The following is an 18,129-nucleotide window of genomic DNA, read 5'->3' as shown; positions in this document are numbered from 1 at the left end:
AGAGAACATGTCATCCTTTTAGCAATTAAGTTTGTTAAATGTTTCTATTTGTAAATTTTAAGAAAATATAGCAGATTTATAGGCTTGCCTTTATTTTAAGCAAGCCCATTTTATTTTTATGTGATTTAGTTGGATATTTAATCAAAACGATAAATATCCATACCGAGAGAACCCATGGAGAAGCTGCTATGTACAATATTGAAGCGAAGGCCTGTGCCCATAGCAAAAAATAAAGGCGCAAGATGTTCAAGAGTGGGGTGGTTGCGCTTGATATAGGGAAGCGTTGGCCAGTCCAATACAGCATCGTAGTCTTGATGCGTAAGTTTACTCACAACAGTATTGCGGAAGGTGCTGGCCCATGTTGGTACGTCGGCATCTGCTTGCCACGACAGTTCTGCAAGGTTGTGGGTAATACTGCCTGAACCAATCAACAGAATTTGTTGTTCACGTAATGGCGACAGGACTTGTCCAATTTTGTAGATCTCATCCGCATTCATATTGATCGGCAATGAAATCTCAATCACAGGAATGTCTGCATCGGGATACATGTGTAGTAAAGGCATCCAAACGCCATGATCACGTGGGCGTGTACTATTTGCATGTGCAGCAATCTCTGCTTCGGCAAATCGTGTAAGAATTTCTTCTGCTAGTTTTGGCGCACCTGCGGCTGGGTAGTGGATGTTATACAGTTCAGGTGGAAAACCACGAAAGTCATGCCAAGTTTGTGGTCGTGTTGATGTATTGACCTCTAAGGCTTGGCTTTCCCAATGTGCCGACATCACCACAATAGCTTGAGGTTTAGGCAGGTTATTACCCAAGCGATGAAGTGCAGGTCCCACTTGTTCAGGATTAAGGGCAAGCATGGGTGAACCATGGGAAATAAATAATCCGGGTAACGTCTGGAGATCCATAAATAAGCACCTGAGAGGGAATACCTCATTATCCTGACAAAACTGGCATCAGAATGACAGCCCTGAAACTTCAACATGTTGTTCTAAAATCAGAACAGTTTTACGCCCGATGGTAAGGGTGGTTATGATTAATCGTCATGGCTCGATATAGTTGCTCAATCAGCAAAATACGCACCATGGGGTGAGGCATAGTCAATTTTGAAAGTGACCAATGCCAAGCAGCAGCTTTACGAACAGCATCGGAATGTCCATCAGGACCGCCAATTGCAATCGCAATATCATTGCCTTCAAGCATCCATTGCTTCATGGTATCCGCAAGTTTTTCGGTACTCAATTCACGACCACCCACTTCTAAAGCAATTAAGGTTTCATTGGATTTAAGTGCATTAAGAATGCTTTCACCTTCAATGTGACAATATTTCAAAATATCTGCTTCAGAGTCATTTTTACCGCGCTTTGCCATTGGAAGTTCAACGACTTGAGTTTGTACAAAAGGTTGAATACGTTTGAAATAGTCTTCAAATCCAGTCAACACCCAAGCAGGCATTTTTTGACCAATGGTGAGAATGCGGATTTTCATAAGGCATGTGCGATTGAGGAAATGAACAATATTATAAACGCTGTTGTCTCTTCCATGCAGGCAAGTACGGGTTATCTTGTCATAAAAAATACAAAAAACAGCGATAGAGTACTCATAAAAAACGCAGCTCAAAACGCGTATGAGCTGCGATCAAAGTGCCATCCGTCTGGAGTTCGGATGGCGCTAAAATGAGTTCATGAGTCAAATTTAGCCTTTGTTTTTATCGACTCTATTTTATTATGCCGTATGTTGGTTATTTTTCAACCATATTGTGTAACAAAAAAAGAGAGCCGAAGCTCTCTTTTTATTTTCAACTATTTAGCAGATTAGTGACGTGCCGCTTTTGCATCTTCGACTGGTTTCACAATCGGTGTTTTCGGCAAAGGCTTTGGTGTATCCGTCAATGCTAAAGGTAGGATGTCATCAATGCTTTTCACCGCTTTGATTTCTAAGCCTTCTTTTACGTTGTCTGGGATCTCAGCCAAATCACGAACGTTATCGTGTGGGATGAAAACCAGTTTAATTCCACCACGATGCGCTGCAAGAAGTTTCTCTTTTAAGCCACCAATACGCATCGCACGACCACCAAGACTTGTTTCACCTGTCATGGCAATGTCTGGACGAATCGCAATACCTGTAAATGCTGATACAAGTGCCGTCGTGAGTGCCAGACCAGCTGATGGACCATCTTTTGGTGTTGCACCTTCAGGTAAGTGAACATGCACATCCGTTTCTTCAAAACGAGAAGCTTCAATACCAAGTTCATCAGCACGGGTACGTACAACAGTCATTGCTGCGGTAATTGATTCTTTCATGACATCACCGAGTGAACCCGTAGTAATGAATTTACCTTTACCTTTTACTGCTGCAACTTCAATGGTAAGTAATTCACCACCCACTGAAGTCCAAGCCAAGCCATTTACACGACCTACTTGTGCTTCATCTTCGGCAATACCAAAGTCAAACTTGTGTGGACCTAAGTATTCTGGAAGATTTGCAGAAGTAACATCAATCTGTAAATTCTTCGACTTTTTACTGACTGCTTCTTTCACAACTTTACGGGCAATTTTAGACACTTCACGTTCTAAACTACGGACACCTGCTTCACGTGTATAACGTTGTACGATGTCACGGATTACTTCTTCGTGAACAGTCAACTCTTTTGCACGTAGACCATTGTTCTTGATTGCTTTAGGAACAAGGTAACGTTCAGCAATATTCACTTTCTCATCTTCGGTATAACCCGGAAGACGAATCACTTCCATACGATCCAGCAAGGCTTCAGGGATATTCATACTGTTTGCTGTACAGATGAACATGACTTCTGAAAGGTCAAGATCAAGATCTAAGTAATGGTCATTGAACTTGCTGTTTTGTGATGGATCAAGTACTTCAAGCAATGCTGATGCAGGATCGCCACGGTAGTCTTGCGCCATCTTGTCAATTTCGTCGAGCAAGAATAACGGGTTCTTGACACCAACTTTTGTCAACGATTGCACGATTTTACCTGGCATCGCACCGATATAGGTACGACGGTGACCGCGAATTTCAGCTTCATCACGTACACCACCAAGTGCCATACGGACAAACTCACGACCTGTTGCTTTCGCCACAGATTCACCAAGCGAGGTTTTACCCACACCCGGAGGACCAACCAAACAGAGGATCGGACCTTTGAGTTTTTTAACACGAGACTGGACAGCCAAGTATTCAACAATACGATCTTTTACATCATCTAAGCCGTAATGATCGGTATCTAGAATTTCCTGTGCTTTAGCAAGGTTGATGCTGACTTTACTCGCTTTATTCCAAGGCGTATCTAAAATCACTTCTAGATAGTTGCGAACAACAGCGGCTTCACTCGAAGCAGGTTGCATTGCTTTAAGTTTACGAAACTCAGCTTCAGCTTTTTTGCGTACGTGTTCAGGTAAATCTGCTTCAGCAAGACGGTTTTCAATTTCAGCAACGTCATCTTCAGCACCGCCATTCATATCGGAAAGTTCACGTTGAATGACTTTCATTTTTTCATTTAGAAAGTATTCACGTTGGTTCTTTTCCATTTGGCGTTTTACACTGTCATGCAGCGTTTGCTCAATTTGCTGTTCAGCAGATTGATTCATCAAATAGCTCATTAACTCTTGCAAGTGAGCTTCAAACTCGTCGTGCTCTAAAAACTTTTGTTTTACTTCAATATTTAAAGGCACACGAGTTGCAACGAAGAACATCAATTGCAATAAGTCTTCGATTTTATTTGCTGCTGCAACGAGTTCACGTGCATTACGTAATTTCGCTTCTGCATATTGAGCGAATAGGGTACGTAATTCATTTAAGCGAGTCTCTTGGGTCTCTTGGTCCAAAGGCAATGTCATTGGGCTTAAATGATGCTCAGCTGTTAAGTATTCTTCGCCATCAATAATGCGTTCGAGTTTTGAACGATGCAGGCCTTCAATCAGTACTTTGATGCAGTTTTCATCATTCTCATGATTCACCACTTGTACGATTTTAGCCACAGTTCCATATTGATAGAGATTATCGTGATCAATTTCTTCTGTGAGCGAATCTTTTTGCGCAACTACAAATACTAAATTGTCACTGTTACGAGCCACATCCACTGCATTGATCGATTTTTCACGACCCACAAATAGCGCGATTTGCATATGTGGATAGACCACAACATCACGTAATGCTAAGAGTGGTAATACACTTGGAACCTGTGGCTCTAAGCTAGTTTCATTATTTAAAATATATTCAGACATGGGCACTCCTAATGAGTGACAACGGTGTTGCCATGTTTTTTATAGTGATGTGCATTTCAAAAAATACAAGGGGTTTTGATTAGAAAATATAAAAAAAAGACTAAATTACTCAAGATTCATTGCGGAAAGAAGAAAAACAGAGGGCTACCGTTTGAAATAATAGAATTTTTTAGGGCTAAGCAATCCATCCAGAGGTTGATCCCATTTTTGTCTTGATAAGGGGTGCTCTACATATTGAAAGTTATGTGCGAGACCAAGACGATAAGGAGAATGGGCCGCCGTGGCGAGTGTTCGATCATAATAGCCACCTCCCATACCGATTCGTGTTCCCTCATGATCACAAGCCAATAAAGGTATGATGAGTAAATCTAAGTGTGAAACATGCCGACCACGACTTGCCATCGGTTCTTTCATGCCGAGTGGATGATGGGAAAAACGTTTATTTAAATATTGTCTTGCGCTTACTCTGACCCAGACCAAATTCTGATTCATATTACAGATCATGGGTAAATAAACCTGTTTTTTTCGCTGAAAACAAAGCTTGATGAGCTTGTGAGTATGAACTTCGCCAAAGGCGTGTAGATAGAGGCCAACTTTTTGTGCAGCTTTAAATCGAGGGAAGTGATTAAGTTGTACTAAGACCTGTTGTTCAGCTTTATTTTGCTCATAAGGAGAGAGTTGCCTTCTTTTTGAGCGAAGTTGTTTTCTTAATGAGTTTAGGGTAGGGCTCATAAGGTTTTAAAACCAATCCTGATGGAAGTAATCATACTTGATTTATTCAATAAATTCTAAAAACAAAGATCCTGTTATTTATAAGTAAAATTTCAAACTTATAGTATTATTTGTATTTTTTCTAATAAATGTAGTTTTAATAATTTATTCCAATAATTAATGTGAATTTTAGGCATTGCATATTATTTTATTATTTATTATGGAGCTATTACTCTATTTTTCATGTTCTTTATAAAATAAAACAAAAGCAGAACAAAATAAAACAATTTTGTATTTTTGTGATTTAAATCATGTATTTATTTGTTTGGTTTTTTTATAAATATGAGAAATATGTCTCATATTTTTAATAATAATATTTACTGAATCTTTACCAATTTACTCGATTTTATTAGCATCCGCGACTCTTTTTCGGCACCGAAACTAAAAATGCTTATTGGCATTTTTAGACCATCAATAACTGTTGTAATGATCTGAGAATTTTTATGAATAAAGTCTATAAAGTGGTTTGGAATGCATCGATTGGCGCATGGGTTGCAACGTCTGAACTTGCAAAAAGTAAAACAAAAACTAAATCTAACGTTCTCAATTTGTCAGCTGCTATTTTAGCTGGGGCAATTAGTTTTTCTCCTAGTGCATTTGCGGCAACGAATATTGAAGGGGGTGCAGGCTCTGGAACTTCTATTTCTGCAAATCGATGTGCTGAAGGTGTTGCAAGCACTGCCAATGGTAAAGATATTGCTATGGGGTGTGGAGCACAAACACAAGATAGTTCAAGGTCAAATATTGCAAATCGTCAAAACCCATATAATAACTCGACAGGTGCATTTGGCGGTACGAGTAATAAAGAAGGCGGTGCGATTGCACTTGGAACAGGTGCAACAACTGAAAAAGGTCTTGGTACCGCGATAGGCTCATATGCAACAACAAAAAATATTGCAGGTGTTGCGATTGGTACTGCGGCACTATCTAGTGGAAACACTGCGTTAGCAATTGGGCGTCAATCAGCTGCGACAGGGGATTTTGCTCAAGCACTTGGTAATGTTGCTGCGGCAACAGGTAAAGGGTCTTTAGCAATTGGTCATTCTGCAACAGCAGAAGGCTATCGTGCAATTGCAATCGGTTCGCCTGATATTGAAAATGCAGGTTCTGTTGCAGGTCAGGCAGGTGCTGAATATCAATCAAAAATGGCAACGAAAGCGACAGGTAAAGATTCAATCGCATTTGGTGGTGGTGCGGTTGCAACACAAGAAAATTCGTTAGCGATCGGAGCATTCTCTGAATCTACAGGTGCAAAATCGGTTGCAATTGGTACTGGCGCAAAAGCAAAAAAAGACAATGCAGTCGTGATTGGTGACCAAGCAGAGACCACTTTTGAAGGTGGTGTTGCGATTGGTAAAGGTGCGCGTTCGGAAGCTGAAAATAGTATTGCTCTCGGTAAAGATTCAAAAGCAACACAAGCAACAGAAAAGAGTTTTTTAACCAAACAAGCTGCGCCAACAGGGGTTTTATCTGTAGGTGATGTTGGCGCTGAACGCCGTATTCAAAATGTAGCAGACGGTGCAGTAGATTCTGATGCTGCGACTGTAGGTCAGTTAAAAGCAGCTCGTACACATTATGTGAGTGTAAATGATAATGGGGTACAGGGCGGTAACTATGAAAATGACGGTGCAAAAGGCCGTAATTCGATTGCTGTAGGCGTAAGCGCAAGTGCGACAGGTTATGATGCCGTTGTAGTCGGGTCACAAGCGAAAGGTGCAGGGATTGGCGCAGTTTCTGTAGGTAATGCAAGTGAAACCGTAGGTAGTGGTGATGTTGCGATTGGCCGTAATGCTTCAACAAAGGGAGCAGCTGGTACAGCAACAAGCTATAGCAATCAATCGATTGCAATTGGTGATCAGACAAAGGCTGTAGGTGATCAATCCATTGCGATTGGTGCCGATGTGGTTGCGCGTGGTAACTCATCTGTTGCGATTGGTGGAGATGACGTTGATAAAATTGCTCAAGATGCTGAGCTAAGTAAAACCTATACTGAAATTACGGGTGGCGTACTTAAATCTGGTCGTTATCCAACAACGGAAACCAATCACGGTTCAACAGCGGTCGGTGTTCAAGCTGTTGGTACTGGTGCATTTGCATCAGCATTTGGTATGACATCTAAAGCGACAGGTGATGCGTCATCGGCTTTTGGTGTCATGTCGAATGCCTCTGGTAAAGGTGCTGCGGCATTTGGTGCTGTTTCTCAAGCAACAGGCGATGGCGCGTCGGCGATGGGTATTAACTCAGTTGCTTCTGGTACAAATTCGACTGCAATTGGTTCTGGTAATAAGCCCGGTGAAGGTGCATTAGCCACAGGTAATGGTGCAGCTGCTGTTGGTAGTGGTGCGAAAGCAACGGGTGATAGTGCTGCTGCAATTGGTAAAGGTGCAGAGGCAAGCAATGAAAATGCTGCTGCCGTTGGCGGTGGAGCAAAAGCAACAGGTAAGAACTCTGCTGCAATTGGCGGTGGTGCAATTGCAGATCAGGAAAATGCAGTAGCAGTTGGTCAAGGTGCACAATCAATGGTTGTTGGTGGTGTCGCATTAGGTGCGCGCAGCCGAGTTGAAGCTGAAAACAGTGTTGCATTGGGCCAAGATGCTGTCGCAACTGAAGCAACAGGAAGTTCATTCCTGACGAATCGCGATGCTTCGATGTCAAACGGTGTGGTTTCTGTTGGTTCTGCTGGCAAAGAACGTCGTATTACCAATGTTGAAGATGGTTCGGCTGATTCTGATGCAGTTACCGTACGTCAGTTGAAGAACGTTGATACTCGTGTAAATCAAAACACTCAAAATATTACCAATTTAGATCAAAAAATTGATGCTACGAAAACTGATTTAGGTAACCAAATCACCGATACCAACAACAAGTTGGATGATGCGAAAAAAGACTTGGGTAACCAAATTACGGATACCAACAACAAGTTAAATGACACTAAAGATCAGTTAACGACTCAGATCACAGATACCAAGACCGAGTTAAATAATACGATCAACAACACCAAAACAGAACTCAATACCAAGATTGACAACACCAAGACTGAGTTGGAAAACAAAGGTCTGAACTTTGCAGGTAATGCAGGTAAAGATGTTCATCGTAAGTTGGGTGATAAGTTAAACATCGTAGGTGGTGCTGATGCAGAAACTGCAGAAGACAAGACTAGCGGTGAGAACGTCATTACTCGTACCACAGAAGATGGCATCAAGATTGAATTGTTGAAAGATGCGAAGTTTGACAGTATTACCACTGGCGACAGCGTATTAAACAACAATGGCTTAACTGTCAAAGACGGTCCAAGCATCACCAAAGATGGCATTAATGCAGGCAATAAAGTCATTAGCAATGTTGCAGATGGTAAAGATGGAAAAGATGCAGTCAATGTAGATCAGTTAACCAATGTTAAAGATGGTTTAGATGGCAAGATCACTGATACCAACAACAAGTTAGACGATGCGAAGAAAGACTTGGGTAACCAGATCACCAATACTAAAGATCAGTTAACTAATCAGATTACAGATACCAAGACTGAATTAAACAACACGATCAACAACACCAAGACTGAGTTGGAAAACAAAGGTCTAAACTTTGCAGGCAATGCAGGTAAAGATGTTCATCGTAAGTTGGGTGATAAGTTAAACATCGTGGGTGGTGCGGATGCTGCAACAGCGGAAGACAAAACCAGCGGTGAGAACGTGATTACCCGTACCACAGAAGATGGCATCAAGATTGAATTGTTGAAAGATGCGAAGTTTGACAGCATTACCACTGGCGACAGCGTATTAAACAACAATGGCTTAACCATCAAAGATGGTCCAAGCATCACTAAAGATGGCATCAATGCAGGTAATAAAGTCATTAGCAATGTTGCTGATGGTAAAGATGGTAAAGATGCAGTGAATGTTGATCAGTTAACCAACGTTAAAGATGGTTTAGATGGCAAGATCACCGATACCAACAACAAATTGGATGATGCGAAAAAAGACTTGGGTAACCAAATTACGGATACCAACAACAAGTTAAATGACACTAAAGATCAGTTAACGACTCAGATCACAGATACCAAGACCGAGTTAAATAACACGATCAACAACACTAAAACAGAACTCAACACCAAGATTGACAACACCAAGACCGAATTGGAAAATAAAGGTCTGAACTTTGCTGGTAATGCAGGTAAAGATGTTCATCGTAAGTTGGGTGATAAGTTAAACATCGTGGGTGGTGCGGATGCTGCAACAGCAGAAGACAAAACCAGCGGTGAGAACGTGATTACCCGTACCACAGAAGATGGCATCAAGATTGAATTGTTGAAAGATGCGAAGTTTGACAGTATTACCACTGGCGATAGCGTATTAAACAACAATGGCTTAACCATCAAAGATGGTCCAAGCATCACTAAAGATGGCATCAATGCAGGTAATAAAGTCATTACTAATGTAGCTGATGGTTCAATTGCGCAAGGTTCTAAAGATGCCGTGAATGGTGGTCAGATTCAGAATATCTCTGACAGCATCAAGAACAGCATTGGTGGTAATACCACGGTTAATAAAGACGGCAGTATTACCACCAATAACATTGGCGGAACTGGTAAAGACAACATCAATGATGCGATCAAATCAGTCGATGACAAAGTCACTACTGGTGTGAATGATTTAACCAACAAGGGTCTAAACTTTGCAGGTAATGCAGGTAAAGATGTTCATCGTAAGTTGGGTGATAAGTTAAACATCGTGGGTGGTGCGGATGCTGCAACAGCAGAAGACAAGACCAGCGGTGAGAACGTCATTACTCGTACCACAGAAGATGGCATCAAGATTGAATTGTTGAAAGATGCGAAGTTCGACAGTATTACCACTGGCGACAGCGTATTAAACAACAATGGCTTAACCATCAAAGATGGCCCAAGTATCACCAAAGATGGCATCAATGCAGGCAATAAAGTCATCAGCAATGTTGCAGATGGTAAAGATGGCAAAGATGCAGTCAATGTTGATCAGTTAACCAACGTTAAAGATGGTTTAGATGGCAAGATCACTGATACCAACAACAAGTTAGACGATGCGAAGAAAGACTTGGGTAACCAGATCACGAATACTAAAGATCAGTTAACTAATCAGATTACAGATACCAAGACTGAATTAAACAACACGATCAACAACACCAAGACTGAGTTGGAAAATAAAGGTCTAAACTTTGCAGGCAATGCAGGTAAGGATGTCCATCGTAAGTTGGGTGATAAGTTAAACATCGTGGGTGGTGCGGATGCTGCAACTGCAGAAGACAAAACCAGCGGTGAGAACGTGATTACCCGTACCACAGAAGATGGTATCAAGATTGAATTGTTGAAAGATGCGAAGTTTGACAGCATTACCACTGGCGACAGCGTATTAAACAATAATGGCTTAACCATCAAAGATGGTCCAAGCATTACCAAAGATGGCATCAATGCAGGCAATAAAGTCATTACTAATGTAGCTGATGGCTCAATTGCGAAAGGTTCTAAAGATGCCGTAAATGGTGGTCAGATTCAGAATATCTCTGACAGTATCAAGAACAGTATTGGTGGCAATACTACAGTTAATCAAGACGGCAGCATCTCGACCAATAACATTGGTGGAACAGGTAAAGATAACATCAATGATGCGATCAAATCTGTAGATGACAAAGTCACTACTGGTGTGAATGATTTAACCAACAAGGGTCTAAACTTTGCAGGTAATGCAGGTAAAGATGTTCATCGTAAGTTGGGTGATAAGTTAAACATCGTGGGTAGTGCGGATGCTGCAACAGCGGAAGACAAAACCAGCGGTGAGAACGTGATTACCCGTACCACAGAAGATGGTATTAAGATTGAATTGTTGAAAGATGCGAAGTTTGACAGCATTACCACTGGCGACAGCGTATTAAACAACAATGGCTTAACCATCAAAGATGGCCCAAGCATCACTAAAGATGGCATCAATGCAGGCAATAAAGTCATCAGCAATGTTACTGATGGTTCAATTGCGAAAGGTTCTAAAGATGCCGTGAATGGTGGTCAGATTCAGAATATTTCTGACAGCATCAAGAACAGCATCGGTGGTAATACAACTGTTAATCCAGACGGTAGCATTACAACCAACAACATTGGTGGAACAGGCAAAAACAACATCAATGATGCAATCAGCAATGTAAAAGACGCTGCAACTAAAGCGAAGACGACAGTTACTGAAGGTGACAACATTGTAGTTAAAGAAACCACCAATAAAGATGGTAGTACTAACTACGAAGTTTCGACCAAGAAAGACTTAACTTTAGACAGTATCACGACTGGTGATAGCGTATTAAACAACAATGGCTTAACTATTAAAGATGGTCCAAGCATCACTAAAGATGGCATCAATGCAGGTAATAAAGTCATTACTCATGTTGCAGATGGTTCAATTGCGAAAGGTTCTAAAGATGCTGTGAATGGTGGTCAGATTCAGAATATTTCTGACAGCATCAAGAACAGCATTGGTGGCAATACTACAGTTAATCCAGATGGCAGCATCACCACCAATAACATTGGTGGAACAGGTAAAGACAACATTAATGATGCGATCAAGTCTGTAGATGACAAAGTCACAAATGGTGTTAATGATTTAACCAACAAAGGTCTGAACTTTGCAGGTAATGCAGGTAAAGATGTTCATCGTAAGTTGGGTGATAAGTTAAACATCGTGGGTGGTGCGGATGCTGCAACTGCAGAAGACAAAACCAGCGGTGAGAACGTGATCACACGTACCACAGAAGATGGTATCAAGATTGAATTGTTGAAAGATGCAAAGTTTGACAGCATTACCACGGGTAATACCGTACTAAACAACAATGGTCTAACCATTAAAGGTGGTCCAAGTATCACAATCAATGGTATTGATGCAGGCGGTAAGAACATCACTAACGTTGCGGATGGTGTTAATGGTAAAGACGCAGTCAATGTTGATCAGTTGAATAAATTGAAAGACCAGATTGGTAAAGACATCGGTAATCTTTCAGATAATGCAGTTCAATATGACAAAGACAAAAATGGCAATGTTGACAAAAACTCAGTGACCTTAGGTGGTGGTGAAGACGGGACAAACTTGAAGAATGTTGCTGATGGTAAGGTTGAGCAAGGTTCTAAAGATGCGGTCAATGGTGGTCAATTGTGGGATGTTAAGCAAAACGTCGACAAGAACACAAATGATATCCAAAACATCCAGAACAACATCCAAAACATCAACGATGGTAAGACTGGATTAGTTCAGCAGCAGAAACCAAACGGTGAAATCACTGTTGGTAAAGACACTGGTGGTACAAGTGTCAATATGGCGGGTAAAGATGGTGACCGTGTTGTTAAGGGTGTGGCTGATGGTTCAATTGCAAAAGATTCTAAAGATGCAGTGAACGGTGGTCAAATCCATAATATTTCTGACAGCATCAAGAACAGCATTGGTGGCAACACGACGGTTAATCAAGACGGTACGATTAAAACCAACAATATTGGTGGTACGGGCAAAGATAATATTCATGATGCGATTGGAACCTTAAATCAATCAAACCAAGAATTGGGTAACAAGATCAATAACCTTGGTGATCAGTTACAGCAAGTTTTCTATGATACCAACAAGCGTATTGATAACTTGGAAGATAAAATGTCTGCCGGTATTGCAGCGACTGCAGCACTTGAACAAGCCCCATTTGTTCCAGGTAAATTAACCATGGCTGTCGGTGCTGCATATTACAACGATCAAAATGCAGTGGGTGTGACCTTCAGACGTACAGCAGATAATGGACGCTGGTCGTTGACAACAGGTGCTGCATTAGGTAGCCAAGGCAGTCCGTTGGTGCGTATTGGTGTAAGTACAATTATTGACTAATTGCCTTCAGTAAGGAGAGTCATGGGCTCTCCTTATATTCAACAGATATTGTGAGTAAAGAAATGAACAAAAATATTCAAGTTTTGATGATGGCAACATTAGTTGGTTTAAGTGTGACCACTACATTTGCACAAAAAGAAGCAGTAACGCAAACAGAGGAAATTAAATTTCCTGAGATTGAAAAAAGCTATTTAAAACAAGTGCAACGTTATGAATATGATAATGTTGCACGTTTGGATACAGGTTTAACCAAAGACCAGATTCGCCATATTTTGGGTCATCCTCAATTTAGTGAAGGCGTATTCTTTGTAAAGACTTGGAATTATGTTTTAGATATTCGTCAGCCAAACAGTCAGGACTATTTACGTTGTCAACTCCGTGTTGATTTTGACAAGAAATATCTTTCAGAAAGATTATCTTGGAAAGGTGAGGCATGTGAAGGTTTAATGGCATGGGGTGCAAATAATCAGGTGCCTAATGATGCAAATTTAAATTCTGCTCGTTCAGGTAGTGTATTTTTTGCCTTTGATCGTTTCAGTGCCAATGCGATTGAGCAAGGTTCAAGTTCAGTTACTTCGATTGCACAACGTATTAAGCAAAGTAATTCAACAGGCCCAATTGTGGTTGCAGGTTTTACAGATACATTAGGTAAATTTGCTTACAACCAACAGTTATCATCACAACGTGCCAATACTGTGGCGAAGTTATTGGTAAATGAAGGGATTGATGCAAACCGCATTCAGATTCAGGCTAACAGCCAAACTGATTTATATCAGCAATGCGCTGGTAATAAAGCAAATTCACAATTGGTGGGCTGCTTGGCACCGAATCGACGTGTTAACGTAACTTGGTAAAAGATCCAAGAATGAAAAGCCAGCATTTATGCTGGCTTTTTTTTAACTTTTGACATTTAGATACAAATATTAATGAAAAAAAATCGAATAAATTTAGTGAAAGCCTGTCAATTACTGTCATGTATCGACTTTTTTTGTATATCTTTCTACATTAGATAAAAAATATTAGATTGAGTTTTTATTATTTATTAAATATTAATTATTGATTTTAAAAATTTTAATATTAAAAAATAAAAAAATATGTGGGATTTAATTAGTGATTTTATGGGTAAATAACACATGTTACTGTGATTTACTTCTCATTTTAAAAAAGTTATTTTATTGGCAATAAATTACATTTCTTTACTTAATAGACAGACTTGTACACATATTTGTACATGTTGTAACTTTTATCTGCGTTTGGAAAAATATTATGAATAAGGTTTATAAGGTTGTATGGAACGCCTCATTAGGTGCTTGGGTGGCAGTTTCAGAGCTTGCTAAAGGAAAAACAAAAAATAGTGGCAACGTCGGTCAGGTCGTTTCTTTAGAGCTACAGCAAGTAGCGAAGAGCGAAGAAAGTTTATTTTTTAATTACAAAACATTATCTCTAGCTATTTTTACAGTATTTACCACAACCTTTGCTTTCGCAGGTTATGAAGCTGGTAATGCTAGTACAAGAACAAATTGTACAGCGACAAGTGCTGGTAGTGGTGGTGAAGCTACAGGTGCAATTGCGATTGGGAGTGATAGTGGTCAAACTTGTGCAAAAGGCACAGACTCGGTAGCTATCGGTCGAGCTGCTGTTGCTACTGGTACTGGTGCGGTCGTGCTTGGCCCAAGCTCAGTAGCAGGGGAAGCCTATACAACAGCGATTGGAAATAACGCGCAGGCAATGAGCCGCGGTTCTGTGGCAATCGGTAGTGGTGCTTATGCTGATTCCAAAGAGAATACTTTGGATGGTAAAGGGGCTGTCGCGATTGGTAATGATGCTTCGGCACTAGGAAAAAACTCGTATGCACTTGGCGCAGAATCCAGTGCAGTTGAAGACGATACAGTTTCTTTTGGTCACGCTGCTGGTGATGATAGATATTATTCAGGTACGAAAAGTGGGACTTGGGCAACAGATCGTTTTATGCGTTTAACAAATGTAGCAAATGGTTATAAAGCAAATGATGCTACGAATGTATCACAACTTAATCAAGTTGCTGCAATTTTAGGCTCGACAGGAATTAGTGCTTCAGCTAAAACGGGAGCTGTTGCACTTCCAAGCTATGTAATAGCAAAAACTGATGGTACATCATATGCTGCGGCAACCACAGTTCCGCAGGCAATTTCAAATTTAAATACAGAAGTTTTAAAGTCATTAGGCTTTGTGGGTGATTCAGGGACGAAAGCAACGCGTAAACTAGGTGAAGATTTAAATGTTAAAGGTGGTGCGACAGGTACATTAACCAGTGGCAATATTGGTGTTGTATCGAATGGTAGTAACCAGCTTGATATTAAACTTGCTGAAACTGTTAATTTAGGTACCAATGGTAGTGTGACTACAGGTAATACCAAGATTAACAACAGTGGTTTAACGATTACGGGTGGTCCAAGCGTTACCAGTACGGGGATTAATGTAGGGAATAAAAATATCAGTAATGTTGCAGATGCAACTACTGCTGATCAGGCCGTAAACAAAGGTCAGTTAGACACCGTAAGCACACAAGTGAATAAAGCGATTACCTTTACAGGTAATGCAAGAAAATCAGGTGATACCACCGATGTTAACCGTAAGCTTGGTGAAGCTATTGCGATTAGTGGTGCAGCAAGCACAGCAGGTACATACAGTGGTTCGAATGTAAAAACGGTAACGGATCAAACTGGTTCAATTGCGATTCAAATTGCGGATGCACCTAATTTTGCAGGCACAGTAACTTCAACTGGTCAGCAAGTGAATGGTAACAGTGTTGTTACTGGTACATCAACGATAGGTAGCGGTGCGAATGCAGTTACTCTATCAGGTACAGCAAGTGGTTTAGATGTTGGCAATAAAAAGATCACCAATGTAGCGGCACCAACAGTTGGTAGTGATGCGACTAACAAGACTTATGTTGATGGTAAGGTGCAGACCTTGGCGGATAATCCACTTGGTTTTGTGGGGGATTCAGGGACTAAGGCAACCCGTAAATTAGGCGAAGACCTGAATGTTAAAGGTGGTGCGACAGGTACATTAACCAGTGGCAATATTGGTGTTGTATCGAATGGTACGAATCAACTTGATATTAAATTGGCTGAGACTGTTAATTTAGGTACTAATGGTAGTGTGACCACAGGTAATACTGTTATTAATAATGCTGGCGTTACAGCTGATAAAGTAACAGTGGGTAGTGTTGTCATTGATAAAACTACAGGAATCAATGCTGGTAATAAGAAGATTACTGGTGTTACAGCAGGTGACATTAGTTCAGCAGTTTCAACTGATGCAGTGAATGGTGGTCAATTATTCACGACGAATCAAAATGTTAGCAATTTAACGACAACAGTTACCACTCAAGGTAATGATATTACGACTTTAAAAGGCGGTTTTAATCTACAAACAAATGGTAAGAATAGCGGTGCGATCAAAGCAGGCGATACCGTTGATATTGGTGTTGCAACACCGTCAGATACCAACCTTACAGCAACGAAGACAGGTAATAATGTTGCGTTTGCTTTAAGCAAAGATTTGAACTTAACCAGTGTTACAACAGACAAAGTAACCGTTGGTACGGTTGTTGTTGATAAAACCACAGGGATCAATGCAGGTAACAAGAAGATTACCAGTGTTACAGCAGGAGACATCAGTTCAGCGACATCTACCGATGCAGTGAATGGCGGTCAGTTATTCACGACGAATCAGAATGTTAGCAATTTAACGACGACAGTCACGAATCAAGGTAATCAGATTACAACGAATACCTCTGATATCAGTACGTTAAAAGGCGGTTTTAATCTACAAACAAATGGTAAGAATAGTGGTGCGATCAAAGCAGGCGATACCGTTGATATTGGTGTTGCAACACCATCAGATACCAACCTTACAGCAACGAAGACAGGTAACAATGTTGCGTTTGCTTTAAGCAAAGACTTGAACTTAACCAGTGTTACAACAGACAAAGTAACCGTTGGTACAGTTGTTATTGATAAAACCACAGGGATCAATGCTGGTAACAAGAAGATTACGGGTGTTACAGCAGGAGACATCAGTTCAGCAAGTTCAACAGATGCAGTGAATGGTGGCCAGTTATTCACGACGAATCAGAATGTTAGCAATTTAACGACGACAGTCACGAATCAAGGTAATCAGATTACAACGAATACCTCTGATATCAGTACATTAAAAGGCGGTTTTAATCTACAAACAAATGGTAAGAATAGCGGTGCGATCAAAGCAGGCGATACCGTTGATATCGGTGTAGCAACACCATCAGATACCAACCTTACAGCAACGAAGACGGGTAATAATGTTGCGTTTGCTTTAAGCAAAGATTTGAACTTAAGCAGTGTTACAACAGACAAAGTAACCGTTGGTACGGTTGTTGTTGATAAAACTACAGGGATCAATGCTGGTAACAAGAAGATTACGGGTGTTACAGCAGGAGACATCAGTTCAGCAAGTTCAACAGATGCAGTGAATGGCGGTCAGTTATTCACGACGAATCAGAATGTTAGCAATTTAACGACGACAGTCACGAATCAAGGTAATCAGATTACAACGAATACCTCTGATATCAGTACATTAAAAGGCGGTTTTAATCTACAAACAAATGGTAAGAATAGCGGTGCGATCAAAGCAGGCGATACCGTTGATATCGGTGTAGCAACACCATCAGATACCAACCTTACAGCAACGAAGACGGGTAATAATGTTGCGTTTGCTTTAAGCAAAGATTTGAACTTAAGCAGTGTTACAACAGACAAAGTAACCGTTGGTACGGTTGTTGTTGATAAAACTACAGGAATCAATGCTGGTAACAAGAAGATTACTGGTGTTACAGCAGGTGACATCAGTTCAGCGGCATCAACAGATGCAGTGAATGGTGGCCAGTTATTCACGACGAATCAGAATGTCACCACTGCGCAAACTGCAGCCGATGCAGCACAAGCGACAGCGGACAAAGGCATCAAGTTTGGTAATGGTAGCAGCAGCAACCAATTTGCATTAGGCGATACACTGAATGTGAAAGGTGATAGCAACATCACCAGTACCACCACAGCAGATGGGGTACAGCTTGGCTTAGGCAATACCATTAAAGTGGGTACTGCAAATCCAGTCACCATTGATGGCACAACCAATACCATTGGTGGCTTAAGCAATAAAACTTGGAACGGCACAGCGGTTTCAGGTCAAGCAGCAACAGAAGACCAGTTGGC

7 protein-coding genes are annotated in these 18,129 nt (G+C 40.8%); 3 read left to right on the top strand and 4 right to left on the bottom strand.

From position 1 onward, the window contains the following. Positions 1-137: 137 nt before the first annotated feature. The 4 genes from MMO42_RS13090 to MMO42_RS13075 all read right to left on the bottom strand — a co-directional run bounded on the left by MMO42_RS13090 (position 138) and on the right by MMO42_RS13075 (position 4,979). Positions 138-911 (bottom strand): dioxygenase, encoded by a 774-nt coding sequence (locus MMO42_RS13090; RefSeq protein ID WP_241320833.1) that lies wholly within the window; start codon positions 909-911, stop codon positions 138-140. Between the two features lie 100 nt (positions 912-1,011). After that, entirely contained in the window at positions 1,012-1,491 is a 480-nt protein-coding gene (gene rlmH / locus MMO42_RS13085; protein WP_241320832.1) for a 23S rRNA (pseudouridine(1915)-N(3))-methyltransferase RlmH, read from the bottom strand. 326 nt (positions 1,492-1,817) lie between these two features. Further along, positions 1,818-4,247, bottom strand: a complete 2,430-nt coding sequence (lon, locus tag MMO42_RS13080; RefSeq protein WP_241320831.1) for an endopeptidase La — start codon at positions 4,245-4,247, stop codon at positions 1,818-1,820. A 144-nt stretch (positions 4,248-4,391) separates the two neighbouring features. Next, entirely contained in the window at positions 4,392-4,979 is a 588-nt protein-coding gene (locus tag MMO42_RS13075) for a 5-formyltetrahydrofolate cyclo-ligase (protein ID WP_241320830.1), read from the bottom strand. Positions 4,980-5,461: 482 nt separating this feature from the next. Between MMO42_RS13075 and ata the strand changes: the two genes are divergently transcribed. From ata to MMO42_RS13060, 3 genes are all read left to right on the top strand, one after another. Further along, positions 5,462-12,895, top strand: coding sequence for a trimeric autotransporter adhesin Ata (gene ata, locus MMO42_RS13070; RefSeq protein ID WP_241320829.1), 7,434 nt, complete (start codon positions 5,462-5,464; stop codon positions 12,893-12,895). Positions 12,896-12,957: 62 nt separating this feature from the next. Continuing rightward, positions 12,958-13,749: an OmpA family protein gene (locus MMO42_RS13065; RefSeq protein WP_241320828.1), complete on the top strand. Its 792-nt coding sequence runs from the start codon at positions 12,958-12,960 to the stop codon at positions 13,747-13,749. Positions 13,750-14,161: 412 nt separating this feature from the next. Next, positions 14,162-18,129 (top strand): ESPR-type extended signal peptide-containing protein (locus MMO42_RS13060; protein WP_277603341.1); only part of this gene is annotated, 3,968 nt, incomplete at its 3' end.

It is taken from the genome of Acinetobacter sp. ANC 3882 (genome assembly GCF_022549545.1).
GTDB lineage: Bacteria > Pseudomonadota > Gammaproteobacteria > Pseudomonadales > Moraxellaceae > Acinetobacter.
This window is presented reverse-complemented; position numbering and strand designations above follow the sequence as displayed.